Origin of the sequence: Herbaspirillum hiltneri N3 (genome assembly GCF_001267925.1) — a bacterium.
Classification (GTDB): domain Bacteria; phylum Pseudomonadota; class Gammaproteobacteria; order Burkholderiales; family Burkholderiaceae_D; genus Herbaspirillum; species Herbaspirillum hiltneri.
The window spans coordinates 4,001,018-4,026,686 of record NZ_CP011409.1 but is presented as its reverse complement, the minus strand read 5'-3'; the positions used below and the strand labels follow the sequence as shown (position 1 = coordinate 4,026,686).

Here is a 25,669-nt window from a genome sequence, read left to right as displayed (position 1 = left end):
CACATGAAGGCTGGCTGGCGAGGAGGGCGCGGGACCGTCTGGCTGGCTGAATGCAGTACGGAATAATTGATTTCGATTCTCATTCCGATTGCTTGTGCGCTAGATTAAAGCGGCGTGCTGTCGACGTGCTGACATTGAACTGACAAAATACTGACTTTGACTAAAATAAACCGTTGATCGCGCTCAACTCGCTTTCCGGAGGAATTGCCGGCGCTACAATACGTTCCTTGCAGCGCTGAATTGCTTCGTGCTGTCCGATGTGCTTGTGAATTGCCCTGGCGCAACCTGAATTTCTCATCTGGTCCCAAATATGAACGTTCTGCTGGTGGAAGACGATCTGGTGCTGGCCGACGGCCTGTCGCGCATGCTCAAGTCGCATGGTCTGAGTGTCAACACGGTCAACAACGGCACCGACGCCGACGCGTTGCTGCAGCGTTACACGGCGACCGTACTGGTGCTCGACATCGGCTTGCCAGGCCTGGACGGTTTTGAAGTGGTGCGTCGCCTGCGCGCACGCGGCAGCAACATGCCGGTGCTGCTGCTGACGGCGCGCGACACGATTCCCGATCGCGTGCACGGCCTTGAGCTGGGCGCCGACGATTACCTGGTCAAGCCGTTTGCAACGCCGGAACTGGTGGCGCGCATCAAGGCGCTGATCCGCCGCAGCAGCCCGCAACCGACACAGCTCACCATTGGCGGCCTGTCGCTCGATACGTCTTCCAAGCGCGCCACCATCGACGGCAAGAAGGTGGATTTTTCGGTGCGCGAATGGACCGTGCTGGAATACCTCATGCAGCAAGCTTCGCGTGTGGTGTCCAAGCAGCAGATCATCGATGCCGTGCTGCCGTGGGGGGAAGACGTCACGCTCAACGCGGTCGAAGTCTACGTCTCGCGCATCCGCACCAAGACGGCAGGCTCGGGCGTCGCCATTCGCACCATTCGCGGCTTCGGCTACATGCTCGAGAAGAGCGAAGCCTGAGGCATGCTGCGACAAACCGGCATGTCCTTTTTCCGCCGTGCCGGCTAGGCGCCTGAAACCGCCATGCGCGCCAGCATCAAGATAAATCTCCTCAAATGGCTGATCGCGCCGCTGCTGGCGGTGAATCTGATCGGCGCCGGCCTGACTTACTGGCTGGCGTGGCTGCCGGCGCAGGACGCCTTCGACCAGAGCATCACCGACGCCGCCTGGGCGCTGACCTCGCAGATCAAGCGCGTGCGCGGCAAGACTTCGCTGGAGTTGACCAAGCAGGCTGAGCAGATGCTGCGCTCGGATCATTTCGACACCATGTATTTCGTGGTGCGGGACGCCAACGGCGAGACCCTGGCGGGCGATCACAATTTCCCTCAGGTCAATCAGGTTTCCGAGCCGAACGAGCCGGTTACCTACGACGGCGTGATGAACGGCGAACAGGTGCGTATCGCCGCGCTGTACGTCAGCATCGAGCGCACGCCGATCTACATCGGTATTGCCGAGACTTTCCGCAAGCGCAACCAGACCCACTATGTGATCCTGATTTCTCTGCTGCTGCTGGATGGCGCGCTGACCTTCTTCTCGATTGCGATCGTGATGATCGCGGTCAACAAGGGCCTGAGTCCGCTGCGTGAATTGCGCCAGAATCTCGACCAGCGCAATCACGACAACCTCACGCCGATCGAATTCAAGGACACCGCCGAAGAGCTGTCGCCGGTGATCGGGGCGATCAACAGTCTGTTGGAAAACATCCGCAAGGCCGCCAGCGCGCAGCAGAATTTCCTGGCCAATGTCGCGCACCAGATCCGTACGCCCTTGACCGGCCTGCGCCTGCAATTGGAGTGGTTGCATCAGCGCCATGCCGACGAGCCGGAGACAGCGCATTCCACCGAGCTGATGACCTCCTCGGTCGAACGCATGGTGCGCCAGAGCAACCAGCTGCTGGCGCTGGCGCGCGCCGAACCGAGCCGCTTCAAGCCGACCCATCTGGAAGATCTGCTGCTCGACAAGCTGGTGGAAGAGTCGGTGCAGCATTTCATCGAACAGGCCGACAAGAAACAGATCGACCTCGGCTTCGATCTGCAGCCGGCGCGCATGAAGGGCGACCGCTTCATGCTGCGCGACCTGATCGACAATCTGGTCGACAACGCCGTGCGTTATTCGCCGCCGCAGAGCACCGTCACGGTGAGTTGCCGCGAGCAGGAAGACGCCACCTTGCTGACGGTGGAAGATTCCGGCCCCGGTATCGCACCGGAACATCGTGAACTGATTTTCGACCGTTTCTACCGGGTCAACGACAAGATCGCGGGCAGCGGACTGGGCCTGGCCATCGTGCGCGACATCGCCAAGGACCACGGCGGCGAGATCACGCTGACCTCGGGCGAGGCCGATTGCGGGACGGTATTTACGGTGCGTTTCCCGCGTCAGGCCTGAGTTTTCACTGAGCGTGAAAATTGCTCCGAACCTGTTCGGCATGCCTCTGTCCAATCCTCTATCGCCATTGATGGAGGTATTCATGACAGAGCAAGTCCTACAAAGCGGCACCCACATCGCCCGTTTCGACGCGGTCAAGAAAGACGAAGATGTGTTCGAGGCGCAAGTCTTCGTGCGGCTCACGCGCGAACCGGAAGTCGCCGAGACCTACATCCCGGCAGGCCTGTTCGGCTCCATGCAGGAAGCATTGGACAACGCCAGGCAGCGTGCCGAACGTGCACTCAAGGAGCACGAATTCTGATGCAGGTCGCAGCCACTTTCACTTCGCTCACTTCGCTAACTTCGTTCAAACGCACTCTTGCCGTACTGATTCTGAGCACCGGCCTGGGTGCCTGCGCCACCGGTCATTCACAATCCGGAACACGCTTCGAGATTCACGCTGCCAGCCTGGCAGAAAGTCCGGATTGGCAAAAAGCCAACTTGCTCGATGATCCCGGCACCACGGTCTACGTTGCGCCGGAAGTCTTGCTGGACAATTCCGATGTCGCCCTGGCCAACGCCAGGAAGGACCTTGGCGGGCAGGTGCTGATCGTGATCCAGATGACGCCGGCCGGCGCGATCCGCATGGGCATGGCGTCGCGCGTGCTGCTGCGTCAGCGCATGGCGGTGATGATCAACGGCGAGGTGATGACGGCGCCGGTGGTGTCGGCGCCGCTGTCGGGAAATCGCTTCGCCATCACCGGCTTCAGGTCGCTGGAGGAAGCACAGGAAATCGCCCTGGGCATCGCGCCGAAGAAGTAATCAAAAAAGTGATGCAGCAAGATGCGTCCGACCGGCGACCCACGCAGCCGGCCGTGCGCATGATAAGGTTGCGGCAATTCAATTGCCGCCGGGTCGCGCGACCCGTCCACACCATGTCCATCGCCCGTCATATCGTCCAGGTTCATCCGCGTTTGCTCATCGCTGTCGCCGTCGGCGCAGCGGGGTATTTATTGTGCGCCGAGGGGGAGCTCATCACGCGCTTGTTGACAGGCTGGAACGCCGGCGTTGCCTGCTATTTGCTGACGATCTGGGTGATGATGTTCCGCTCCCGGGCAGCCGACACCAAACGCCTCGCCGAAAAGGAAGACGAAAGCGCGCAGCTGGTGCTGGTGACCGTCTGCGTAGCCGCCATCGCCAGCCTGGCCGCCATCGTCATTGAACTGGCCGGCGCTTCCCATCTGGAGAACGGCAAAAAGCTGTTGCACTATGCGTTCACCGGCGGCACCGTCTTGGGCTCATGGTTCCTGATCGGCACCGTTTTCACCTTGCACTATGCGCGGCTGTTTTACGCCGAGGACGGCAACGACGAGCCGCCGCTGCGCTTTGCCGACGGTGAAAAAAATCCGGACTACTGGGACTTCCTCTATTTTGCGTTCACCATCAGCGTCGCAGTACAGACCTCGGACGTCTCCGTCGGCACGCGCGCTTTGCGCAAGACCGTGCTGGCGCATTCGGTGATCGGCTTCCTGTTCAATGCGGCGATCCTGGGCTTGTCGATCAATATCGCAGCGAGCCTGGTGAGCTGACCCATCGCGGTGTCGGCACGCGGCACGCAATAAAAAACGGGATGCGTTTGCGCGCATCCCGTTTTTTTACGTCGCTAAGCCGGCGTTATTGCCAGCCATAGCGGCGGGTGTACCACTTCTTCATCAGCTGGATCAGCGCGGCGTAAGCGATCAGGATCGCCAGCAGCCACGGGAAGTAGCTCAGCGGCAGCGCCTGCAGCTTGAAGTAGCTGGCCAGCGGCGACATCGGCAGGATGATGCCGATGGCCATGATGACCAGCGTCATGCCCATCAGCGGCCACGAAGCGCGGCTCTGGAAGAACGGAATGCGCTTGGTGCGGATCATGTGCACGATCAGCGTCTGCGACAGCAGGCCTTCGATGAACCAGCCCGATTGGAACAGGGTCTGGTGATCCGGCGAGTTGGCGCCGAACACGAACCACATCAAGGCAAACGTGCTGATGTCGAAGATCGAGCTGATCGGACCGAAGAACACCATGAAGCGGCCGATTTCGCCCGGGTTCCAGCGTTGCGGTTTTTCCAGGAATTCCTTGTCGACGTTGTCGAACGGGATGGAAATCTGCGACACGTCATACAGCAGGTTTTGCACCAGCAGATGCAAGGGCAGCATCGGCAGGAAGGGCAGGAAGGCGCTTGCCACCAGCACCGAGAAGACGTTGCCGAAGTTGGAGCTGGCCGTCATCTTGATGTACTTGAGCATGTTGGCGAAGGTCTTGCGGCCTTCCAGCACGCCTTCTTCCAGCACCATCAGGCTCTTTTCCAGCAGGATCAGGTCGGCCGCTTCCTTGGCGATGTCGACGGCGGTATCGACCGAGATGCCGATGTCGGCTGCGCGCAAGGCCGGCGCATCGTTGATGCCGTCGCCCATGAAACCGACCACGTGGCCCTTGTCGTGCAGCACGCGCACGATGCGTTCCTTATGGGTCGGGCTGAGCTTGGCGAAGACGGTGGTCTTGTCCACGGCGACGGAGAGTTCCACGTCGCTCATTTTCTCCACGTGCGAACCGAGCAGCATGCCGTCGACTTCGAGGCCGACTTCGCGGCAGATCTTGGCGGTCACCAGCTCGTTGTCGCCGGTCAGGATCTTGACGGTCACGCCATGTGCGCGCAATGCGGCCAGCGCCGGTTCGGTCGATTCCTTCGGCGGATCGAGGAAGGCGATGTAGCCGATCAGCACCAGATCCGACTCGTCGGCGACGCTGTAGGTCTCCTTGGTCGGCGGCAGGTCCTTGGCGGCCACGGCCACCACGCGCAGGCCTTCGGAGTTCAGGCTGGCGGTGGTTTCGCGGATTTCAGCCAGCAGTTCGGGCGTGAACGGCACGATCTCACCGTTGTTGCGTGCGTGGGTGCAGATCGAGACGATTTCTTCGACCGCGCCTTTGCAGATCAGCTCATGGTGATCTTCGCGTTCGCTGACGACCACCGACATGCGGCGGCGCTGGAAGTCGAACGGGATTTCATCGACTTTGCGATAGGCCGAGGCGAGCGCCATTTCACGTTGCAGTTCAGCGTGTTCCAGCACGGCGACGTCGAGCAGGTTCTTCAGGCCGGTCTGGTAGTAGCTGTTGAGGTAAGCGTATTGCAGTACTTCATCGTTCGGCTCGCCCAGGATGCCGGTGTGGCGCTCGAGGAAAATCTTGTCCTGCGTCAGCGTGCCGGTCTTGTCCGTGCACAGCACGTCCATGGCGCCGAAGTTCTGGATCGCATCCAGGCGCTTGACGATGACCTTCTTGCGCGACAGGGCGACAGCGCCTTTGGCGAGCGTCGAGGTGACGATCATCGGCAGCATTTCAGGCGTCAGGCCGACCGCGATCGACAGGCCGAACAGGAAGGCCTCGACCCAGTCGCCCTTGGTGAAGCCGTTGATGAAGAAGACCACCGGGGTCATCACCAGCATGAAGCGGATCAGCAGCCAGCTGACCTTGTTGACGCCGGACTGGAATGCGGTCGGCGTGCGGTCGGTGGCGGTGACGCGTTCAGCCAGCGCGCCGAAATAGGTGCGCTTGCCGGTGGTCAGCACCACGGCCGTGGCCGAGCCGCTGACGACGTTGGTGCCCATGAAGCACAGGTTGTCGAGCTCCAATGGATTGCCTGCGTCGAGGCCGCGATGCTCGGTGAATTTTTCGACCGGCAGCGATTCACCGGTCATGGCCGCCTGGCTGACGAACAAGTCCTTGGCCGCCAGCAGGCGCAGGTCGGCGGGGATCATGTCGCCGGCCGACAATTGCACGATGTCGCCGGGCACCAGCTTCTTGATCGGCACTTCGACGCGGCGCGCGCCCTTCGGATGCAGCGTGACGTCAAAGTAGCGCTGGGCCTCTTCGGCGATGTCCTGCACGATGTCGTGACGGACTACGGTCGCAGTGTTGCTGACCATTTCCTTGAGCTTGTCGGCGGCGGTGTTGGAACGCGATTCCTGGATGAAGCGCATCAGCGTCGACACCACCACCATGGTGCCGATCACGATCGCAGCCTTCATGTCCTCGGTGTAGTAGGACACGGCGGCCAGCACGGTCAGCAACAGGTTGAACGGGTTCTTGTAGCAGTGCCACAGATGCACCCACCAGGTCAGCGGCTTTTCATGTTCGACTTCGTTGGGACCGACTTCAAGACGGATGGCATCGGCTTCCTGTTCGGTCAGGCCGTCGGTGCGTGAACCGAGCTGGCGCAAGAGTGCGCCGAGATCGGTTTGCGACGACGATACCAGGCTCTGGGCGATGGTTTGCGGGACTTCCTTGGTGGTCGGCGAGCTGCGGAACATGTCCACGCCGAGGCGATGGAAGTGGCGATCCATGCCGCGTGCACGGATGAAGTTCGCGAAGGTTTCTTTCAACAGATCCAGATTCATGATGAGGCTCTTTTTCTTTTTGCAGCGGTTTGCAGTGTGGACGGCGCATACGTCAGGAACGTGAGGCGGTCCGGTTCGTGCAGTTATCGGAAAGAAAGATGAGGAAAGCGTCAGACTGTAACGAATCCTCCTGACATCTCGATGACAGCAGGCAATCAGGTGTGGGATAAATCGGGCATAAGGCCTCCGCAGGTCAGGTTTGCGAAGACCCTTTCATCGGTAATTGTTCCATCGACGGCATGCGCACGGCGCCGGCAGCCGGGCCGGGCAATGGCAGGTCCGGCCGACGCGCAGTCTGAACTGTGGCGCTGGCCGCGAGCGGCATCGGCGATCAATGCATAGGTGCCGGATGTGTATGGCCGCGAGCCATGCAGCATCCGGACATGCGCCGGTGCGGGTCGGTCTGTAGCGTGCTGTGTTGTGCGGTGGAAAAGGCCTGCACGCGGGATATTACAAGCGGTGCATGCCTGCTGCCGTCATTTGCTCCTGCAAGATGACGGCAGGGGAAGTCCTGCGTTATCTTGCCGAGGCGAACCGGGAGGTTTCCCGGCAACAACTGTCACTCGAACAAGTGCCCATGAGAGGGACTCCATAAAATAAGAACGGGCGGAGTCTACTCCCGCGACCGGGCATGGTCAAGCTTATTCAGCAACACTCGGAAAATAAGGGGCATCGCTGCAAGCGGCGCGGGATGTGCGCTGCAGGGCGGCGGCATCGAAAACATTCCTTGTTTTATGCGAACGGCGTCCTATACTCAAATCATAAAGAAGACAGTAGGAGACAAAAATCATGCCTAATATCGTCACGAACAATCTCATGTTCTTTTTGCCGATGGCATTTGCCGGACTGGTGCTGTTCGGCGAGGTGCCGGTAGCGTCGAAATTTGTGAGGACGGTATTGCGAACGATTGGCGCTGTAGGTGGGGCGCTGATTGCGCTTTTAGTGCTGGAGGTACTGCCAGTGCTAATTTAAACGAGCTTTCTTGCTCGTTCGCCGCGCAAGCGGCGGTGGCTGGAACGCCGGGGGGAGTCGGCATCATTGGTATGCGTGTACTCCGGAAACTCGTCGGGCGTTCCACCTTTTTCCCGAAGCCGTTGCGTCATTCCCTAAGATGACGCAGCGGTTTTTTTCTTGTTTCCCGTGCTGCTTCTCTTCCTTCCTTCTTCCTTCCTTCTTCCTTCCCTTTCCCTTCCTCATTCTCCTTCGGCTACCAGGCAATCGCGTCCGCGATCCTTGGCGCGATACATCGCGTTGTCGGCGCGTTGCAGCCAGGAGTAATGCGCCTCCATGTCGCCATGGAAGGACACCAGGCCGGCGCTGATGGTGCAGCCCCATAGCGAATTATGTTCATGGCGATGCCGGCGCACCTGCTCGATCAGGCGTGCCGCCAGCGTCTCGGCTTCGCTGAAACTGATGTCGCGCAGGATCACCACAAATTCCTCGCCGCCGTAACGGCCGATCAGGTCGTCCGCACGCAGGTTGTCGCGTAGCAGCTGGGCGAAATTCTTGAGCACTTCGTCACCCACCAGATGGCCATGGGTATCGTTGATGTTCTTGAAGTGATCGAGATCGAGCAGCAGCAAGGAGGAGCGTTGCTTGCGTTCGCGGCAGATGTTGAATTCCTCGATCAGCAGGGTTTCCCAATAACGCCGATTCAGCAGGCCGGTAAGACCGTCGCGCTGGCTTACGGTCTCGAATTCGCGCGAGCGCTCGGCTAGCTTCTTGGACATGTCGTAAGTCGACTTGCCCAGCGCCAGGGGATACAGCGCGAGCATCGGCAGGCAGGCGACGACGGTGTAGATATCGGATTGCGGCAGGAAGCGGAAGTCGAGCAGCAGCAGGCCCAGCAAGGCGCCCACGACGCTGCCGACGAGGCCGCGCAGGAACAGCCGCGTACCGCCTGCGGCGATGTTGTCCATCGACAGCATCGCCAGGATCACGGCGCCCGGCACCAGGTTGCCTTGCATGGCGATGAGCCAGAAGCCGCCGAAGGCGGTGTCGATCACCAGATTGAGGCGCTCGGCGCGATATGGGATCTTGCTGCGCAGTGCCAGGCGATAAGCGAGATGCGGCCACAGGTAGCCGTGAAATGCCAGCAAGGCCCACAGGGGCCATCCGACCGGATTTTGCAGGAAGCCCGCCGCCACGCAGAAAAAACCGATCGACAGGCCGATCACGCGCAGCTGGTAGATGCGCTTGACGAAGCGCACGCCTTTGCCGATCAGTTCTTCGGGCGACGGCGAGTCGCCGAACGCGCGTCGCGCGCGCCGGAACGAGAAGTAGGAAGCCGATCGCCCGTGGGAACTGTCGGCGCTGTGGCTGCTGTGGCTGCTGTGGCTGCCCTGGTCAGCGTGGGTGCGGGAGGGGGCGTTGCGATGCGACATGTCAGGAGTGCTTTCCGATGTTGGCATGCCGGCCACCGCGGCGTTCTTGTCTTGTTGTCGGGCATGATTTGCACCCAGCCAATATGTCTAGGTTACAACAACTGTCCCGCTGTCGCCAGAAGAGCGCACGGAAATAGAGGCGAAAAGCCGACATATAATGCCGGGTCCCTTCCTATTGGTCCTGTTGGCCCTCATGCAGATACTCAAAGAATTCCGAATCCTGGCGCTGTGCGCTTTCGCCGCTTGCGGCATCGCTTCCGCGCAACATCTGGCGGCGCAAGAATTGCCGCCGGCCGTGAGCGGTGCGCTCAGGCAGGCGAAGATACCGGTGCGTACTGTCGGGGTGTTCGTCCAAGCCGTCGACGCAACGCGTCCGATGCTGGCCTTCAATGCGGCGGCGCCGTTCAATCCGGCTTCGGTGATGAAGCTGGTGACCACCGATGCTGCACTCGAATTGCTCGGCCCCGCCTTCAGCTGGAAAACCCAGGCCTACATCGACGGCGTGCTCAACGACGGCGTGCTGCTGGGCGACCTGAGCATCAAGGGCAGCGGCGACCCCAAGCTGGTGATGGAGAGCTTCTGGATGTTCCTGCGCCAGATCCGCGCCAAAGGCGTACGCGACATCCGCGGCAACGTCGTGCTGGATCGCAGTGTGTTTGAAGAGAACGTGTACGATCCGGCGCAATTCGACGGCGATCCGCAGAAGCCCTACAACGTCGGTCCCGACGCCTTGCTGCTGAACTACAAGACGGTGGCGATCCGCTTCATGCCGGACGAGGTTGCCGGTCAGGTCAATGTGGCCATGGAGCCACCGCTGTCCGGCTACGTCATCACTGCGCCGCGCTTGTCGAAAGAAGCAGTCTGCGGCGACTGGCAGGGCAAGTTGCAGGCCGACGTCGGCGTCGGCGCGGCGGTCTTCAATGGCGCTTTCCCGGCTGCCTGCGGAGAAAAGGTCTGGTACGTCCACCCCTACCGCATGAGCGCCACGCAGTATTTTGGCGCGGTGCTGCGCCAGATGTGGAGCGAACTGGGCGGCACCATCTCGGGCAAGGTCATGCCCGGCAATGTCGCGCCGGTGGCGCGGCTGCTGGCGGAGTGGCAATCCCCCGCCGTGCCCGAAGTGATCCGCGACATCAACAAGTACAGCAACAACGTGATGGCGCGCCAGCTGTTGCTGACGATCGGTGCGCAGGCATCGCAGGCGCCCGGCAGTACTGCGCGCGGCGCCCAGGCGATTCGCGGCTGGTTGTCGGCCAAAGGCATAGGCGCCGATGAACTGGTGATTGAAAACGGCGCGGGTTTGTCGCGCAACGAGCGCATCGCTCCGGCTACGCTCGGCCAGGTGCTGGTGGACGCGTTTCATTCGCCGGTGATGCCGGAGTTCATCGCCTCGATGCCGCTGGTCGGCTACGACGGCACCATGCGCAAGCGTCTGAATGACAAAAGCGTGGCAGGGCAGGCGCACATCAAGACCGGTTCGCTGAACGACGTGCGCTCCATCGCCGGCTACGTGCAGGCGGCGTCAGGCAAGATGTACGTGGCGGTGTTCCTGATCAATCATCCGAACGCGCCGCTGGGACAGGCGGCGCAGGATGCCTTGCTGCAATGGGTATTTGAAAAAGGCTGACGACCGGCGTCGCGGAGCGCTGCTCGCTTCGTTGCTCATTCTGCTGTTCACTCTGCTGCGCTAACGCGGTTGCGGCCGCTTTGCTTGGCGCTGTAGAGACAGTCGTCGACACGCTTGATGAGGCCGACGATGTCGCCGCCCTGCACCGGATACGCGGTGGCGGCGCCGACGCTGATCGTGACGTGATAGGCCGCCTTCGAGGTGGTGTGCGCAATGCCGAGACCGGCGACCGCCCGGCAGATTTTTTCGGCAAGTTCCTTTGCGCCGGCGGCGTCCGTGGCGGGCAGGATGACCGCGAACTCTTCGCCGCCGTAACGCGCCGCCAGATCGGCCGGACGCGCACCGCCGGCGGCAATGGCTGCGCCGACGCGGCGCAGCACGTCGTCGCCGGCAACGTGGCCGTAGGTGTCGTTGTACAGCTTGAAGCAATCCACATCCATCAACAGCAGCGACAGCGGTGTCTTGTCGCGTTGCGCGCGCAGCCATTCCTGCTTCATGTAGTCGTCGAAATAGCGCCGGTTGGCGATGCCGGTGAGACCGTCGGTATGCGTCAGGCGCTTGAGTTCGGCGTTGCTGGCTTCCAGCTGCTTCTGGCTTTCATGCAGGGCGGCGTAGGCGGCGTCGCGTTGCAGCAGGTTGATGTAGGAGCGCGAATGGTAGCGGATGCGCGCGACCAGTTCGATGGTGTCGTAGGACTTGACCACATAGTCGTTGGCGCCGGCCAGGAAGGCGTCTTTCTTGATCAGCGGTTCGTCGGTGCTGGACAGCACGATGACCGGCACGTTCGCGAGCAGCGCGCTGCTGCGGTATTGCCGCACAAGGTCGAGCCCGTCGGTGTCGGGCATGACCAGGTCTTGCAGGATGACGGTGGGTTGGCAGGCTTCGGCCTTGGCCAGCGCATCGGCGGCCTTGCTGCAAAAGTGGAAATCGATGTCGGTTTCAGATCGCACGGCGCGCCGGACTTTTTCCTGGACCACCAGCTGGTCGTCGATGAGCAGCACGCTAAAGCGGTATTCCTGGGCTGCGATGTCTGATCGTTGAGAAGGTGTGGCGGGCTGGTGCGAGTGCTCGGGACCGGATGTGCTCATCATTCCCCCATTTTTGTTTTGAGTCGAAGCTTGAACAGAACCTTGGCGGCAGGGCGCCGGTCGGACGGCGATGTCAGAGCATCAGCGGCCGGTTGGAAATCTCGTTTTTGTGCTGCGATGTCTGGGGGAAATGCAGGGCCAGCAATCGGTTCAGTTGCGCCAGTGCTTCCAGCGTGCCGTCATGATAAATCCCGTCGGCGAAGCTTCGGGTCATTGTACTGCAAACCGATTCCCAGTCAACGCGCTTGAGGGCACGTCCGACGGTGCGATCGGTAACGATTTCGACGCGGTGATCGGCCAGGTTGAGGTAGATCAGCACGCCGCTGTTTTCTTCGGTGTCCCAGATGCGGTAATGCGAGAACAGCTCATGGGCGCGGGCGCGCGAGGATTCATTGCGCAGCACTGCGCCCAAAGGCAGCGCGGCTTCAATCACCAGACGTACTTCAGCACGATGCTGCGTTTCACCGGCGCCGATGCAGGCCTGGATCGCCAGCAGCGTTGCCGGCGGGAAGGCGGCGCGCGCCGCGGCGCGAGTGTGGCGCAGGTGCCTGAAGAAGCGCATGAATGTGTTCATCACCAGTCCCCCGAGGCGCCGCCGCCGTCAAAACTGCCGCCGCCGCCCGAAAATCCGCCGCCGCCACTACTGCCGCTGCCGAAGCCACCGCCTCCAAAGCCGCCGCGTCCGCTCCTGCTTGCGCTATGCGCGGCCTCGTTGAGGATGCTGCCGATGATCACGCCGGCGGCGTTGCCCCATTCATTGCTATTGAGTTTGTTGCGGCCGGTGGTGCGGCGTCGCGCCAGCAGCAGCGCCGTGAAAAACACCGCCAGCATGATGACCAGGACCGCGACTTCAAGCCAGGCGGCGTCGTACTGGCCTGCGGCCTCTTTCTTTTCCGCCGGCGGAAGATTCTCTCGATCGAGCAGGCTGGTCAGCGCCGAGATGCCTGCAGCAAGGCCCCCGTAGTAATCATTCTGGCGGAAATGGGGCGCGATGACGTCTTCCAGGATGCGTTTCGACTGGGCGTCGGTCAGGCTGCCCTGGACACCGCGGCCGGCTTCGATGCGCAGGCGCCGCAAGGCTTTGGTGTTGTCTTTGGCGACTATCAGGATGACGCCGTCGTCAACGCCTTTGCGGCCCAGTTTCCAGGCGTCGGCGACGCGGATGCCGTATTGCTCGATGGCTTCCGGTGCGGTGCTGGAGATCAGCAGAATGGCGATCTGGCTGCCGGTGCGGGTTTCGTAGTCGGTCAGGACCTGGTCCAGCGTGCGCCGCTGCTGCTCGTCCAGCATGCCGGCCTGGTCCGTCACGTGTGAAGTCAGCGCCGGAACGGCGACGAAGTTCTGCGCGCCGGCACCTTGAAAGGCACCGGTCAGCAGGACCAGCAGAGAGAACGCCAGCAGGCGAGGGAAGTGCAGCATGGAGGAATCAGATCAGGCTTATTTGCCGAAATTGACGGCAGGCGCGGTGGAAATCGCTTTCTCGTTTTCGACCGTGAAAGACGGCTTGACCGGATAGCTGAACATCTTGGCGGTGATGTTGGTCGGGAAGCTCCGCGCCAGTACGTTGTATTCCTGCACGGCGACGATGTAGCGTTGACGCGCCACGGTGATGCGGTTTTCGGTGCCTTCCAGTTGCGACTGCAGGTCACGGAAGCTGGTGTCGGCCTTCAGCTGCGGATAATTTTCCGACACGGCCATCAAGCGCGACAGCGCCGACGACAGCTCGCCCTGCACCTGCTGGAACTTGTTGAAGGCTTCCGGATTGTTCAGCACTTCCGGCGTGATCTGGAAGCTGGTTGCCGCAGCGCGCGCCTTGGTGACGGCTTCCAGCGTTTCTCTTTCGTGCGAGGCGTAGCCCTTGACGGTGTTGACCAGGTTCGGAATCAGGTCGGCGCGGCGCTGGTACTGGTTCACGACCTCGCCCCAGGCGGCCTTGGTGGCTTCATCCTTGGCCTGGAAATCGTTATAACCGCAGCTGCTCAGTGTCAGGACGGAGGCGGCGATCGCCAGCCATGCAAACCATTTTTTCATTGTATGCCTCGAGAAGATAAGGAGATTCGTTACTTTGCTGAGTACTGCCGGCGCCGTCAAGCCGATCAAGCGGGTGAAGCGAGTGAAGCGGGCTGCGGGCGCGTTACAATATCGCATCTTTGCATATTAAGGCTTACCGTGACATTTATCGAACAATTATCCGCTGCGTGGAAGACCAATAATTCGCTGCTGTGCGTCGGACTCGACCCGGATATCGCCAAATTTCCCGCGCAGTGGAAGGACCAGCCCGACGCCATTTTTGCTTTCTGCAAAGGCATCATCGACGCCACCGCCGATGTGGCCTGCTCGTTCAAGCCGCAGATCGCCTACTTCGCTGCCCTGCGCGCGGAAGACCAGCTGGAAGAAATCTGCACCTACATCCGCACCACCTATCCGCACATCCCCATCGTGCTCGACGCCAAGCGCGGCGACATCGGCGCCACCGCTGAACAGTATGCACGCGAAGCGTTCGAGCGCTACGGCGCGCAGGCGGTGACGGTCAGCCCGTACATGGGGTTTGACTCGGTTGCGCCGTATCTGGAGTGGAAGGACCGCGGCGCCATCGTGCTGTGCCGCACCTCGAACGCGGGCGGTTCCGATCTGCAATTCCTGACGGTCGACGGTGTGCCGCTGTATCAGCATGTGGCGCGGCTGGTGGCGGACAAGTGGAACACCAACGGCCAGTGCGGCCTGGTGGTCGGCGCGACTTTCCCGGAAGAACTGGCGCAGGTGCGCGGCATCATCGGCGACATGCCGTTGCTGGTGCCCGGCGTCGGCGCGCAGGGCGGGGACGTGGCCGCGACCGTCAAGTCGGGCAAGACCGCAGACGGCGGCGGCATGATGATCAATTCGTCGCGTGCGATCCTGTATGCCAAGCCGCAGGCAGGCGAAGATTACGCCGCAGCGGCGCGGCGCGTGGCGCTTGAGACGCGCGACGCGATCAATCAGTATCGTTAAGGGAAGTACCGGCGTGCGGCATGGCCGCCGCCAAAGTAAAAAGAGCCGTCGCGATCATCTCGCCGCGGCTCTTTTTCATGCGGGTTCGCCTGCCATTCAGGTCAGCAGGCGCAGCAAGCCCTGCAGCGAATGAATCACGGCTTGTTCACGCACTGCGCGGCGGTCGCCGGTGAACACCAGGCGTTCGGTGAAAGTCTGGTCGCCGACTTTCCAGCCGAAGCAAACGGTGCCGACGGGTTTGCCCGGTACGGCGCCGCCCGGGCCGGCGATGCCCGTGGTGGACACGGCGACGTCGGAGCTGCTGTTGGCGATCGCGCCTTCGGCCATGGCGGCCGCGATTTCTTCGCTGACGGCGCCATGCTGGGCGATCAGCGCTTCGGAAATCTCGAGCAATTCGTTCTTGGAGGCGTTGGAATAGGTGACGAAGCCGCAGTCGAACCATTCCGAAGAGCCGGCGATTTCGGTGATGGCCTGGGCGACGCCGCCGCCGGTGCAGGATTCGGCGGTGGAGAGCAGCAGGTTCCTGGCTTTGAGCGCGAGTCCGACGCGCGCGGCGAGGTCAGTCGAGGTATCCATGTTGATGTCATCCTTCAGGGTTGGCGGGTGGTCAACGTGATGGGCGCGATGAACGCCTTGATGAACATCGGCATGAAATATTTCATGGAATAGTTCGTCGCATTCCCATGTGCTCAGCATACTCTTGTTGATGCGATTTTACATAGAGCGCCAGAACGCAAATACCAACAGCGTGTAAAACGCCGCCACGATGTCATCCCACATGACACCGAAGCCGCCCTTGAAGCGGCGATCGAAATAGGCGATCGGCGGCGGCTTGACCATGTCGAATACGCGGAACCAGAAAAAGGCCCAGCATTGCGTCTTGAAGTCGGCCGGCGTCAGTACTACCAGCACCAGCCAGAACGCGATGATTTCATCCCACACCATGCTGCCGTGATCGGGGGCGCCGAGGTCGCGTCCGGTGCGATGGCAAGCCCACACGCCGATGAAGAAGCCGATGAAGATGATCAGCAGCCAAGCCGATGGCGTGAATACGGCAGGCCAGCGCAGGTTCAGCACCGCATAGGCCAGCCACGCGAATAGCGTGCCGGAGGTGCCCGGCATGATCGGCGAGAGGCCGCTGCCGAAGCCCTGTGCCAGCAGGTGCGCCGGATGCCCCAGCATGAAGCGCGCGGTCGGGCGCACCGGTTTGGTCGAATACGCCTTGCGGCCGGAGTCTATTGTTGTTGTCATGAACTGAAATGGTCGAAGGAAGAAGGTGCCAGGTCGAGCGGTTCGCCGCCGGCGTCTACCAGGCGCAGGCCCGGCATGGATTCGATGACGCCGGCGCGGGTGACATCGACGCCGGCTTGTTCCGCCGCGGCGAGCACCTGTTCGCGGCGGCTTTGCGGTGCGGTGAAGCAGAGTTCGTAGTCGTCGCCGCCCGAGAGCGTGAAGGTGCGGCGCAGGGTTTGCGCCTGCGTGCGCAGCACCGGGCCGGCCGGCAGCGCATCAACGTCGAGGCGGGCGCCGACGCGCGAACGCGCGAGGATATGGCCGAGGTCGCCCGCCAGGCCGTCGGAGACGTCGATGGCGGCATGCGCAATGCCGCGCAAGGCGATGCCGAGCGCCACGCGTGGCGTCGGCTGGTGCATGCGCGCAGCAGCGGCGTGGAGTGTGGCGGCATCGAGGGGGAGCTCTTTCCGGTAGCCGGCCAAGGCCAGCCGCGCATCGCCCAGTGTGCCGGAAATCCAGATGTCGTCGCCGTCGCGCGCGGCGTCGCGGCGCAGCGCCTGGGTGAACGGCACTTCGCCGAATACCGTGATGCTGATCGTCAGCGGCCCCTTGGTGGTGTCGCCGCCGATTAGTTCGCAACCGTGTTCATCGGCCAGTTTGAGCAAGCCCTGCGAGAATGGCGCGAGCCAGTCTTCGCGCGCCTCGGGCAGGGCGAAGGCCAGCGTGAAGGCGATCGGTTGCGCACCCATGGCGGCCAGGTCGGACAGATTGACGGCCAGGCATTTGTGGCCGAGCGCGTGCGGATCGGCATGAGGGAAGAAATGACGGCCTTCCACCAGCATGTCGGTCGACACCGCCAATTGCATCCCCGGGGCCGGCGTCAGCAGCGCGCAGTCATCGCCGACGCCGAGTGCGGCGCGACTGTCCGGCGCCATCGGACGCGTGAAATAACGGGAGATAAGTTCGAATTCGCTAAGCATGGGCGTGATTGTAACCAATACATCAGGGATATTACGCGCTCGGCTTCGATGAATTTCGGTACATTCTGGTGCGTTTTTTGGCCCTCATTGGTAGGACCACCGGGGAATCGGTTTTTTTGCGGAACCCGCACCGGTAAAGGCTCGCCGAATGCCGCGGTGCACCATAAGAGGCCCGCATCCGCGCTATGAGAGCGAGCCGACCTCTGCTAAAATCTCAGGTCTTCGACAAGTCTAGAAAAGAGAACGCAGAGTATGGATTCGATGATCAGCAAGAAAGAAGAATTGCGTCAGCAACTTCGCCAGGCAGCGCTGGAGTACCATGAATTTCCAACGCCGGGCAAGATCAGCGTCACGCCCACCAAGCTATTAACCAATCAACGAGACCTGTCTCTGGCGTACTCGCCGGGCGTCGCTGCGGCCTGCGAAGAAATCGTCGCCGATCCCGCCAACGCATTCAAATACACCGCGCGCGGCAACCTGGTTGCCGTCATCAGCAACGGCACCGCCGTGCTGGGCCTGGGCAACATTGGTCCGCTGGCGTCCAAGCCGGTGATGGAAGGCAAGGGCGTGCTGTTCAAGAAGTTCGCCGGCATCGACGTCTTCGATATCGAGATCAACGAAACCGACCCGGACAAGCTGTGCGACATCATCGCCTCGCTGGAGCCCACTTTCGGCGGCATCAACCTGGAAGACATCAAGGCGCCCGAGTGCTTCTACATCGAGCGCAAGCTGCGCGACCGCATGAAGATCCCGGTCTTCCATGACGACCAGCACGGCACCGCGATCATCGTCGGCGCAGCGATTCTGAACGGCCTCAAGGTCGTCGGCAAGAGCATGAAGGAAGTCAAACTGGTGGTCTCCGGAGCGGGCGCTGCAGCGCTGGCCTGTCTGGATCTGATCGTCGATCTCGGCTTCCCGATCGAGAATATTTACGTCACCGACCTGGCCGGCGTGGTCTACAAGGGCCGCACCGAACTGATGGATCCGGACAAGGAACGCTTCGCGCGCGAAACCGATGCACGCACCCTGGCCGACGTGATCCCTGACGCCGACATTTTCCTCGGCGTGTCCGCCGGCGGCGTACTCAAGCAAGACATGGTCAAGAAGATGGCGCCGCGTCCGCTGGTGCTGGCCCTGGCCAACCCGACCCCGGAAATTCTGCCGGAAGACGTCATGGCCGTGCGCGACGACGCCGTCATCGCCACCGGCCGTTCCGACTATCCGAACCAGGTCAACAACGTCCTGTGCTTCCCGTATATTTTCCGCGGCGCGCTGGATTCGGGCGCGACCACCATCACGCGTGAAATGGAAATCGCCGCGGTGCACGCGATTGCCGAACTGGCGCAAGCCGAGCAATCCGACATCGTCGCCGCCACTTACGGCGTGACCAATTTGTCGTTCGGTCCGGAATACATCATTCCGAAGCCGTTCGATCCGCGTCTGATGATCAAGATCGCGACAGCGGTCGCACGCGCTGCCGAGACTTCCGGCGTCGCCGCCCGTCCGATCCAGGACATGAACGCCTACGCCGAAAAGCTGGAACAGTTCGTCTATCACAGCGGCACCTTCATGCGCCCGATCTTCCAGGCCGCCAAGAAAGCGCCGGAAGCGAAGAAACGCATCGTCTTTGCCGAAGGCGAAGAGGAACGCATCCTGCGCGCCGTGCAAGTCATCGTCGACGAATGCCTGGCCAAGCCGATCCTGGTCGGCCGTCCCGAAGTGCTGGAACAGCGCATCAAGAAATTCGGCCTGCGCCTGCGCCCGAACGTCGACTTCGAAGTCATCAATCCGAACTTCGACGCCCGCTATCGCGACTATTGGCAGACTTTCCTGGAAATGACCAAGCGCCGTGGCGTCACCGAGCAATACGCCAAGCTGGAAATGCGCCGTCGCCACACCCTGATCGGTTCCATGGCGATCCACAAGGGCGACGCCGACGGCATGATCTGCGGCACCTACGGCACCACGCAACTGCACCTGCACTACATCGATCAGGTGCTGGGCAAGCGCGAAGGCGTCAATGTCTACGCCGCCATGAACGGCGTCATCCTGCCGAGCCGCCAGCTGGTGCTGGTCGATACGCACGTCAACGAAAACCCGACTGCGGAAGAACTGGCTGAAATCACCATCATGGCTGCGGAAGAAATGCGCCGCTTCGGCCTGCACCCACGCGCCGCGCTGCTGTCGCATTCCAACTTCGGCTCCAGCAATAGCGATTCGGCCGTCAAGATGCGCAAAGCGCTGAAGCTGATCCAGGAACAGGCGCCGGAACTGGAAGCCGATGGCGAAATGCACGGCGACACCGCACTCGATCCGAAGCTGCTGGCGCAAATCATGCCGGATTCGCCGTTGAAGGGCGACGCCAACCTGCTGGTGATGCCGAACATCGACGCCGCCAACATCGCCTACAACCTGCTGAAGACTGCATCCGGCAACGGCGTGGCCATCGGTCCTATCCTGCTGGGTTGCGCCAAGCCGGTGCATATCCTGACCGCATCGGCGACGGTGCGCCGCATCGTCAACATGACCGCCTTGTGCGTCATGGACGCGATGTCGGAGCGCTGATCCGAACTGATCGGCAAGTCTGAACAAAGCGGCGCATTTCGAAAGAAATGCGCCGCTTTTGTTTGTGCCGCGTTCAGCGGGATGCAACCGGCTTCAATCTGCTTCAACCTGCTTCAATCTGCTTCAATCCATGCGCACGACGAGTTTGCCGAACGGACCGCGATCAAGATGATCGAGCGCGGCAGGCAGGTCGGCTAACCCGTAGGTCTGGTCCAGAACGGGGCGGAGACTGAGATGATCGACTGCGCGGATCATGTCTTCCAGCGCGCGGCGATGTCCCACGCCGATACCCTGGATAGTCGGCCGGCCGAGGAACAGCGGCACGCTCGGGCTGTGGATTGCCGCCTCGCCCAGTGTGCCGATCACCGACACGCGACCGGCCTGTTTCAAGGCCTGCAGCGACAGCAGCAGGTTGTCGCCGCCGACCATTTCAAGCACGTGGTCGGCGCCGCGTCCGTCGGTGATGTCGCGCACGGCGACGTCCCAGCTCGGCGTCTTGCGGCGGTTGATCGCATGCGTGGCGCCCAGTGTTTTTGCGCGCGCCAGCTTGTCGTCGTCGCCGGAGATCAGGATCACCCTCGCGCCATGCGCCGCCGCGAATTGCAGGGCGAACAGCGACACTCCTCCGGTGCCCTGGATCACCACGGTCTGGCCCGCATGCAGATGACCTTGCTCGACCAGTGCGAACCAGGCCGACAGTGCCGCGCAGGGCAGGGTGCTGGCGTGGGCGTCGTCCAGCGTCGTCGGCGCATGTACTGCCCATTCCTGTTTCAGCACGACGTATTCCGCCAGCGCACCCGTCAGCGGTCCGCCCAGGGTCAGCGCGTGCGCCGGCCAGGGACCGTCAATCCAGTCGACCCAGAACGTCCCCAGCACGCGGTCGCCCGTGCGGAAGCGGTTGACGCGCTTCCCCACGGCCACCACGGCGCCGCTCAGGTCTGATGCCGGCACCAGCGGCGGAGTGATTTGCAGGCCGCCGCTGCCGTCTTCGATATTCAGCTTGTCGCGATAATTCAGCGCCGCCGCAGCGACCTTGATCAGGATTTCATCTTCTCCCGGCGTCGGAATCGCGACCTGCTCCAGTTTCAGGTGCTGCCGGCCGAATTGGGGGAGACGCCATTGCCGCATGGTGTTGCTCATCACTTGCTCCTTTGATCGATGGGATGGGCATGAGTCTATCGGCGACTTGTTTAGTCATGTGGTGGCATGTTTTCCTTTGAATGTAGAATTTAATTCTTCAATTGAAAGGAGCATGATCATGAGCGACCGGCTCAGCGGCATTGCCGTTTTTGTCCAGGCGGTGGAGGCGGGCAGCTTTGCCCGTACGGCTGAACGCATGCACCTGTCGCGTTCAGCCGTGGCCAAAAGTATCGCCCGACTGGAGGAGCGGCTGGGCGTGCGGCTGTTTCACCGCACCACGCGCAGCCAGAGCCTGACCGATGAAGGGCAGGCGTATTACGACCGCTGCCTGCGCGCACTGGATGAACTCGAAAGCGGCGAGGCAGCGGTCAATACCGGCCGCAGCGTGCCGAGCGGGCGCGTGCGGCTGAGCATGCCGGTGCTGTTCGGACGGCGTTGCGTGGCGCCGGTTCTGGTGCGGCTGGCGCAACGCTATCCGGCGCTGGAATTGACGGCCTCGTTCACCGACCGCGTCGTCGATCTGGTGGACGAGGGTGTGGATCTGGTGATCCGCAGCGGCCCCCTGCTCGACAGCAGCGGCATCGTTGCGCGCCGCCTCGGTGAGCAGGAAACCTGCCTGTGCGCAGCGCCGGCCTATCTCGCCCGCCACGGCATGCCGCAGACCATTGCCGATCTGGCGCAGCACAGCGCCATCTTGTATGGCCGCAACAGTCGTGATGCACAAATGAAGATGCGCGACGAAGAGGGGAGGTTGCGCGACGTTGTCATTCCTCATCAACTGCGGTTCGACGACCTGGAGGCCATCGCCGAGGTTGCGCTGGACGGCGCCGGGCTGGCGCGCCTGCCCTACTGGAGCATTGCCGGATCTCTGGCGCAAGGGCTGCTGGTGCCGGTACTGGAGGAGGCGTCCCAAGTGTCTTTCGAGATGCATCTGATGTGGCTGGCGAGCCGGCATGTGCCGCAGCGCTTGCGCGTCGTCATTGACGAGCTGATGGCGACCTTGCCGCCATTGCTGACGAAAACCTGACGTATAACTGCAACATACTCCCCACAATTCACCGTTTTACGGGGTGCCTCCCTCCAAATTGATGCAAGAATTTACACAGGGTTACAATTGAAAGATAATATTAATGAGAACGATTAACATTAATAATGAGGTAGGGAACAATGGAGTTTCGCATCAAGCCAGGTTACCTGGCAGTCCTGGCGACGCTGTCGCTGACATCGATCACCGCTAACACCGCATTGGCGCAAAGCGCCGGCAGCTTGCCGGAAGTCCAGGTCACCGGATCCCGCACCGACGGCTACGTCGCCCCGACAGCCATCAGCGCCACCAAGAGTGAAGCGCCGCTGCGCGATATTCCGCAAACCATCAACGTCATTTCCGCCGAAGTCATCCGCGACCAGCATGCGACTTCGCTGCAAGACATCCTCAGGAACGTGCCGGGAGTGGGCCTGTCGACCGGCGACGGCCAGCGCGACCAGGTGTTCATCCGCGGCTTTACCGCCATCGGCGATCAGTTTGTCGACGGTTTCCGCGACGACGCGCTGTACTTCCGCGACCTGTCCAACGTCGAACGCCTCGAAGTCATCAAGGGCCCGGCTGCCGTGCTGTACGGTCGGGGTTCATCGGGTGGCCTGATCAATCGCGTCAGCAAGAAGCCGGGTGTCGACATCAGCGACGTCAGCGTCAGCCTCACCAGCACGGCGGGCCGTCGCGGCGAGATCGACCTCGGTCGCAGCGGCGAAACCGTTTCATGGCGCCTGACCGGCGCGCGCGAGCAATCGGACAGCTACCGCGCCCAGCAGTTTCTCGATCGTACTGCCATCGCACCGTCGGTCGAGTTCAAGATTTCGTCTGACACCAAGCTGTTGCTGCAAGCAGATTACATCGAAGATCGCCGTCTGACTGACTTCGGCATTCCGTCGTATCAGGGCCGTCCGGTCAGCGTCGATCCGGGTAAATACTATGGCGCCGCCAACGCACGCGATGCGGATTTCAGCCAATCGCGCGTAGCGTCGACCGCGGCGACGCTGACGCATCGCTTCAATGACAGCCTGTCGCTGCGCAACGCGTTCCGCTACTACGACTATCACCTGAATCGCAACAACACCAATATCAGCGGCAACGTCAACGAAGTTGCACGTACGATGTCGTTTGGTCACGCTGCGTTGAGCCGTGATGAAAACGGCTGGTTCAATCAGACCGAGCTGACGCAGAAACTGATGATTGCCGGCACCAGGCATGAAATCCTGTACGGCGTGGAAGTCGGCCAGCAAAGCAAGGATTCGGTAAGTTCCAGCGGTCCGACGTCGGGGCCGACCTCGATCTTCAATCCGGTTTTGCCGGTTATTAACCCAAGCGCAGTGACCGCGACCAACCGCACCTTCGGGACCTATGACACGCTGGCCAGCTACGTGCAGGATACGATCGCTTTCAGCGACCAATGGAAGGCGTTGCTGGGTGTCCGCTACGACAGTTTCAAGCAGCAGTCGCGTGTTGTTACGACCAGTACCGCAAACTTGTCGCGTACCGACAATGCCTTCAGCCCGCGCGCCGGCTTGGTCTGGCAACCGAGCGAGACGCAGTCGTACTACCTGTCGTGGAGCCGTTCGTTCCAGCCGTCCGGCGAAACATTGCCACTGGCGACCAATAACGCGGACCTTGCGCCCGAAAATACGCGCAATACTGAAGTGGGTGCGAAGTACGATTTTCTTGACGGTCGAGCCAGCGCTACCGTTTCGGTATTTCGTCTTGAGCGCGACAACATCAAAGCTGCCGATCCCATCACCAGGGTGATTATCCCTGTCGGAAAACAGCGCACGGATGGCGTGGAACTGACCTTGAGTGCAGATTTAAAGCAAGGTTGGAAGGTGCTGACCGGATATGCCTACCTGGATGCCAAGGTGACCGACTCGATTGCCGTTGACGGCAGTACCAACGTCGCCGGCAGCCCGACGGTTGCCAATAACGTCCCGATCAAAGGAAAACGCGCCACGTTGACTGCCATGCATTCTGCCAACGTGTGGCTGACGAAAGAAATCGGCAATGGCTTTACGCTGGGCGGCGGCGCCAACGCCGTCGGCAGCCGTTTCGCCAATCCGGGCAACACCGTGAGTCTGCCGGGTTACTTCACGGCCGATGCAATGGCGGCATACAAGGCCGCCAACTACTCGGTGCAGCTGAACATCAACAACATCTTCAACACCGGCTATATCGTCTCCGGCCACGGCACCAGCCCGAACCTGAGCTTGCCGGGCGCACCGCGCAATGTCGCACTGACGCTGCGTTACTCGATGTAAGCGACGCCGTTCCGGTACGCCGGAGCACAATGAAAAAAGCCTGCGATGTCGTTCACATCGCAGGCTTTTTCTTTGGCGGCAAATTCTTTACTTCGGCAAGACCCGCGCCAGCCATTGGCCGATGTCGTCCACTTCTTCCTGGCAGACCGAATGCTGCATCTGGTATTCATGCCACTCGATGTCATGGCCGAGCGCCTTGAGCGCATCGCGCGACTGTTCGGCGCGAGCGATGACGACCACCGGATCCTGGCGGCCATGGGCCATGAAAATCGGCGTGGCGTGGTTGGCTGCGTGGCGTTCCGCCGCGATCGTGGCGGCCAGCGGCAGGTAGCCGGACAGGCACATCAGACCGGCCAGTTTTTCCGGGTGGCGCAGGCCGGTTTGCAGGGTCATGGCGCAGCCTTGCGAAAAGCCGGCCAGCACGATGCGTTCGGCCGGAATGCCGCGCGCTTTTTCCTTCGCGATCAGTGCTTCGACCAATGCCTGCGATGCGCGCAAGCCGGGTTCGTCTTCGCGGCGCACCAGGTCCGGAGCAAAAATGTCGTACCAGGCGCGCATCACGTATCCGCCGTTGATGGTCACCGGCATGGTCGGCGCGGTCGGGAAAATGAAGCGAATCGCCTGGCTGCCGGACAAGTCGAGTTCGCGCACGATCGGCACGAAGTCGTTGCCGTCGGCGCCGAGGCCGTGCAGCCAGATCACGGCGGCGGCGGGATTGGGAGCGGATTCGATTTCGATGGTCTGGAGCAGGGCGGGTGCGGACATGTATTTTCTTCGGGTCAGGTTTGCGCAGCTTGGTGCACAATAACGATTTGCGGCGGAGATGCCGGAAGCGCCATGATACGACGATCCCGGCGGAAAATCTCCGGCCTGCCCCGGATGGAGACCCCATGATGAAAAAAATCGCTGCGCTGGTGCTCCGCGCACTGACCCTGACTTTGACTTTGACGATCACGGCCATGCCGGCGGCGCACGCTGCGCTGCTGGAAGGCAACGTGTTCCAGCCCAACGGCGAGAACCTGATCATCCAGCCGCCTTCCGGCTGGCGCCTGGCTTACATGAACGGCGACCCCAACGGCGACTATGTGGTCGAGTTCCTGCCGCAGAATGAAAGCCATGATTCCTGGCGCGAAGGCTACATGTCGGTGCAGCGCGGTGCGGCATCCGTCAGCCCGGGCGTGCACATGTCGACGCAGATCGTGCAGCGTGTGCTGCAGGGCGCGCAAAACGGCTGCGCCGGCCACTTTACGGCAATGAAGCAGAAGGATTCCATGACCAACGGTGCGTACACCTCGATCAGCGGCGGATTTTGCGACCGCTACGGCGCAGCGGCGCCGTTTGGCGAAGGCAGCCTGGTGGCGGTCATCGAAGGAACCAGGAATCTGTTCCTGGTGCAGTTCGGCTGGCGGCCGTCGACTCCGAACGAATTGAATGGATATCCCCTGCGCATCACGCCGCAGCGTTTGCAGGTGCTTCTGGACCAGATCAATCGTGCGATGTTGTGCGGCGGGGCAGATCAACTGAGCTGCCCGCGCTGAGGA

The 25,669-nt window shown here is 61.6% G+C and carries 23 protein-coding genes; 12 read left to right on the top strand and 11 right to left on the bottom strand.

Going from position 1 to position 25,669, the window contains the following annotated elements; translation table 11 throughout:
• Nucleotides 1-310: 310 nt before the first annotated feature.
• The 5 genes from F506_RS18275 to F506_RS18255 all read left to right on the top strand — a co-directional run bounded on the left by F506_RS18275 (nt 311) and on the right by F506_RS18255 (nt 3,972).
• Nucleotides 311-979: a response regulator transcription factor gene (locus F506_RS18275; RefSeq protein ID WP_016833287.1), complete on the top strand. Its 669-nt coding sequence runs from the start codon at nt 311-313 to the stop codon at nt 977-979.
• Between the two features lie 63 nt (nt 980-1,042).
• Entirely contained in the window at nt 1,043-2,404 is a 1,362-nt protein-coding gene (locus F506_RS18270; RefSeq protein WP_053199794.1) for a sensor histidine kinase, read from the top strand.
• Nucleotides 2,405-2,486: 82 nt separating this feature from the next.
• Nucleotides 2,487-2,705 (top strand): hypothetical protein, encoded by a 219-nt coding sequence (locus tag F506_RS18265; RefSeq protein WP_053201771.1) that lies wholly within the window; start codon nt 2,487-2,489, stop codon nt 2,703-2,705.
• Entirely contained in the window at nt 2,705-3,205 is a 501-nt protein-coding gene (locus F506_RS18260; RefSeq protein ID WP_053199792.1) for a SecDF P1 head subdomain-containing protein, read from the top strand. The genes F506_RS18265 and F506_RS18260 overlap by 1 nt, the downstream gene beginning before the upstream one ends.
• Nucleotides 3,206-3,318: 113 nt before the next feature.
• Complete coding sequence (locus F506_RS18255; RefSeq protein ID WP_053199790.1) at nt 3,319-3,972, top strand: DUF1345 domain-containing protein; 654 nt, start codon at nt 3,319-3,321, stop codon at nt 3,970-3,972.
• An 85-nt stretch (nt 3,973-4,057) separates the two neighbouring features.
• On the opposite strand, the gene mgtA is transcribed toward F506_RS18255, so the two are convergent.
• Nucleotides 4,058-6,820 carry a magnesium-translocating P-type ATPase gene (mgtA, locus tag F506_RS18250; protein ID WP_053199788.1) on the bottom strand — a complete coding sequence of 921 codons (2,763 nt, stop codon included), beginning with the start codon at nt 6,818-6,820 and terminating at the stop codon, nt 4,058-4,060.
• A gap of 789 nt (nt 6,821-7,609) precedes the next feature.
• Between mgtA and F506_RS18245 the strand changes: the two genes are divergently transcribed.
• Nucleotides 7,610-7,792, top strand: coding sequence for a hypothetical protein (locus F506_RS18245; RefSeq protein ID WP_053199787.1), 183 nt, complete (start codon nt 7,610-7,612; stop codon nt 7,790-7,792).
• Between the two features lie 221 nt (nt 7,793-8,013).
• Here F506_RS18245 and F506_RS18240 read toward each other — a convergent pair whose 3' ends face one another.
• Nucleotides 8,014-9,204, bottom strand: coding sequence for a diguanylate cyclase (locus F506_RS18240; RefSeq protein ID WP_083458017.1), 1,191 nt, complete (start codon nt 9,202-9,204; stop codon nt 8,014-8,016).
• A 193-nt stretch (nt 9,205-9,397) separates the two neighbouring features.
• Between F506_RS18240 and dacB the strand changes: the two genes are divergently transcribed.
• Entirely contained in the window at nt 9,398-10,831 is a 1,434-nt protein-coding gene (gene dacB / locus F506_RS18235) for a D-alanyl-D-alanine carboxypeptidase/D-alanyl-D-alanine endopeptidase (RefSeq protein ID WP_053201769.1), read from the top strand.
• Between the two features lie 47 nt (nt 10,832-10,878).
• Here the strand turns inward: dacB and F506_RS18230 are convergent, their stop codons facing one another.
• The 4 genes from F506_RS18230 to F506_RS18215 form a co-directional block, all read right to left on the bottom strand.
• Entirely contained in the window at nt 10,879-11,919 is a 1,041-nt protein-coding gene (locus F506_RS18230; RefSeq protein WP_053201768.1) for a GGDEF domain-containing response regulator, read from the bottom strand.
• A gap of 73 nt (nt 11,920-11,992) precedes the next feature.
• Nucleotides 11,993-12,493 (bottom strand): TPM domain-containing protein, encoded by a 501-nt coding sequence (locus F506_RS18225; protein WP_053199785.1) that lies wholly within the window; start codon nt 12,491-12,493, stop codon nt 11,993-11,995.
• Nucleotides 12,493-13,338, bottom strand: coding sequence for a TPM domain-containing protein (locus F506_RS18220; RefSeq protein WP_053199783.1), 846 nt, complete (start codon nt 13,336-13,338; stop codon nt 12,493-12,495). Before F506_RS18220 ends, F506_RS18225 begins: the two co-directional genes overlap by 1 nt.
• 18 nt (nt 13,339-13,356) lie before the next feature.
• Nucleotides 13,357-13,950, bottom strand: coding sequence for a LemA family protein (locus F506_RS18215; protein WP_053199781.1), 594 nt, complete (start codon nt 13,948-13,950; stop codon nt 13,357-13,359).
• A 138-nt stretch (nt 13,951-14,088) separates the two neighbouring features.
• Between F506_RS18215 and pyrF the strand changes: the two genes are divergently transcribed.
• A complete protein-coding gene (gene pyrF, locus F506_RS18210) occupies nt 14,089-14,907 on the top strand; it encodes an orotidine-5'-phosphate decarboxylase (protein ID WP_053199779.1) in 819 nt (272 codons plus the stop codon).
• 96 nt (nt 14,908-15,003) lie between these two features.
• Here the strand turns inward: pyrF and F506_RS18205 are convergent, their stop codons facing one another.
• The 3 genes from F506_RS18205 to thiL all read right to left on the bottom strand — a co-directional run bounded on the left by F506_RS18205 (nt 15,004) and on the right by thiL (nt 17,120).
• Complete coding sequence (locus F506_RS18205) at nt 15,004-15,483, bottom strand: CinA family protein (protein WP_053201767.1); 480 nt, start codon at nt 15,481-15,483, stop codon at nt 15,004-15,006.
• Nucleotides 15,484-15,621: 138 nt separating this feature from the next.
• Nucleotides 15,622-16,158 (bottom strand): phosphatidylglycerophosphatase A family protein, encoded by a 537-nt coding sequence (locus tag F506_RS18200; RefSeq protein ID WP_053199777.1) that lies wholly within the window; start codon nt 16,156-16,158, stop codon nt 15,622-15,624.
• The gene (gene thiL, locus F506_RS18195; protein ID WP_053199775.1) at nt 16,155-17,120 is read right to left on the bottom strand and encodes a thiamine-phosphate kinase; all 966 of its coding nucleotides are present in this window, start codon (nt 17,118-17,120) and stop codon (nt 16,155-16,157) included. Before thiL ends, F506_RS18200 begins: the two co-directional genes overlap by 4 nt.
• A 252-nt stretch (nt 17,121-17,372) precedes the next feature.
• On the opposite strand from thiL, the gene F506_RS18190 reads away from it, so the two are divergent.
• A complete protein-coding gene (locus F506_RS18190; RefSeq protein WP_053199773.1) occupies nt 17,373-19,685 on the top strand; it encodes an NADP-dependent malic enzyme in 2,313 nt (770 codons plus the stop codon).
• Between the two features lie 123 nt (nt 19,686-19,808).
• On the opposite strand, the gene F506_RS18185 is transcribed toward F506_RS18190, so the two are convergent.
• Nucleotides 19,809-20,825: a zinc-dependent alcohol dehydrogenase family protein gene (locus F506_RS18185; protein ID WP_200907686.1), complete on the bottom strand. Its 1,017-nt coding sequence runs from the start codon at nt 20,823-20,825 to the stop codon at nt 19,809-19,811.
• A gap of 118 nt (nt 20,826-20,943) precedes the next feature.
• Here F506_RS18185 and F506_RS18180 point away from each other — a divergent pair, with 118 nt between their 5' ends.
• Both F506_RS18180 and F506_RS18175 read left to right on the top strand, forming a co-directional pair.
• Nucleotides 20,944-21,852 (top strand): LysR family transcriptional regulator, encoded by a 909-nt coding sequence (locus tag F506_RS18180; protein WP_053201765.1) that lies wholly within the window; start codon nt 20,944-20,946, stop codon nt 21,850-21,852.
• 140 nt (nt 21,853-21,992) lie between these two features.
• Nucleotides 21,993-24,128, top strand: coding sequence for a TonB-dependent receptor (locus F506_RS18175; RefSeq protein WP_053199771.1), 2,136 nt, complete (start codon nt 21,993-21,995; stop codon nt 24,126-24,128).
• 87 nt (nt 24,129-24,215) lie between these two features.
• Here F506_RS18175 and F506_RS18170 read toward each other — a convergent pair whose 3' ends face one another.
• Nucleotides 24,216-24,893, bottom strand: coding sequence for an alpha/beta hydrolase (locus F506_RS18170; protein WP_053199769.1), 678 nt, complete (start codon nt 24,891-24,893; stop codon nt 24,216-24,218).
• Nucleotides 24,894-25,018: 125 nt separating this feature from the next.
• Here F506_RS18170 and F506_RS18165 point away from each other — a divergent pair, with 125 nt between their 5' ends.
• Nucleotides 25,019-25,666: a hypothetical protein gene (locus F506_RS18165; protein ID WP_235471232.1), complete on the top strand. Its 648-nt coding sequence runs from the start codon at nt 25,019-25,021 to the stop codon at nt 25,664-25,666.
• The last annotated feature ends 3 nt before the right edge of the window (nt 25,667-25,669 follow it).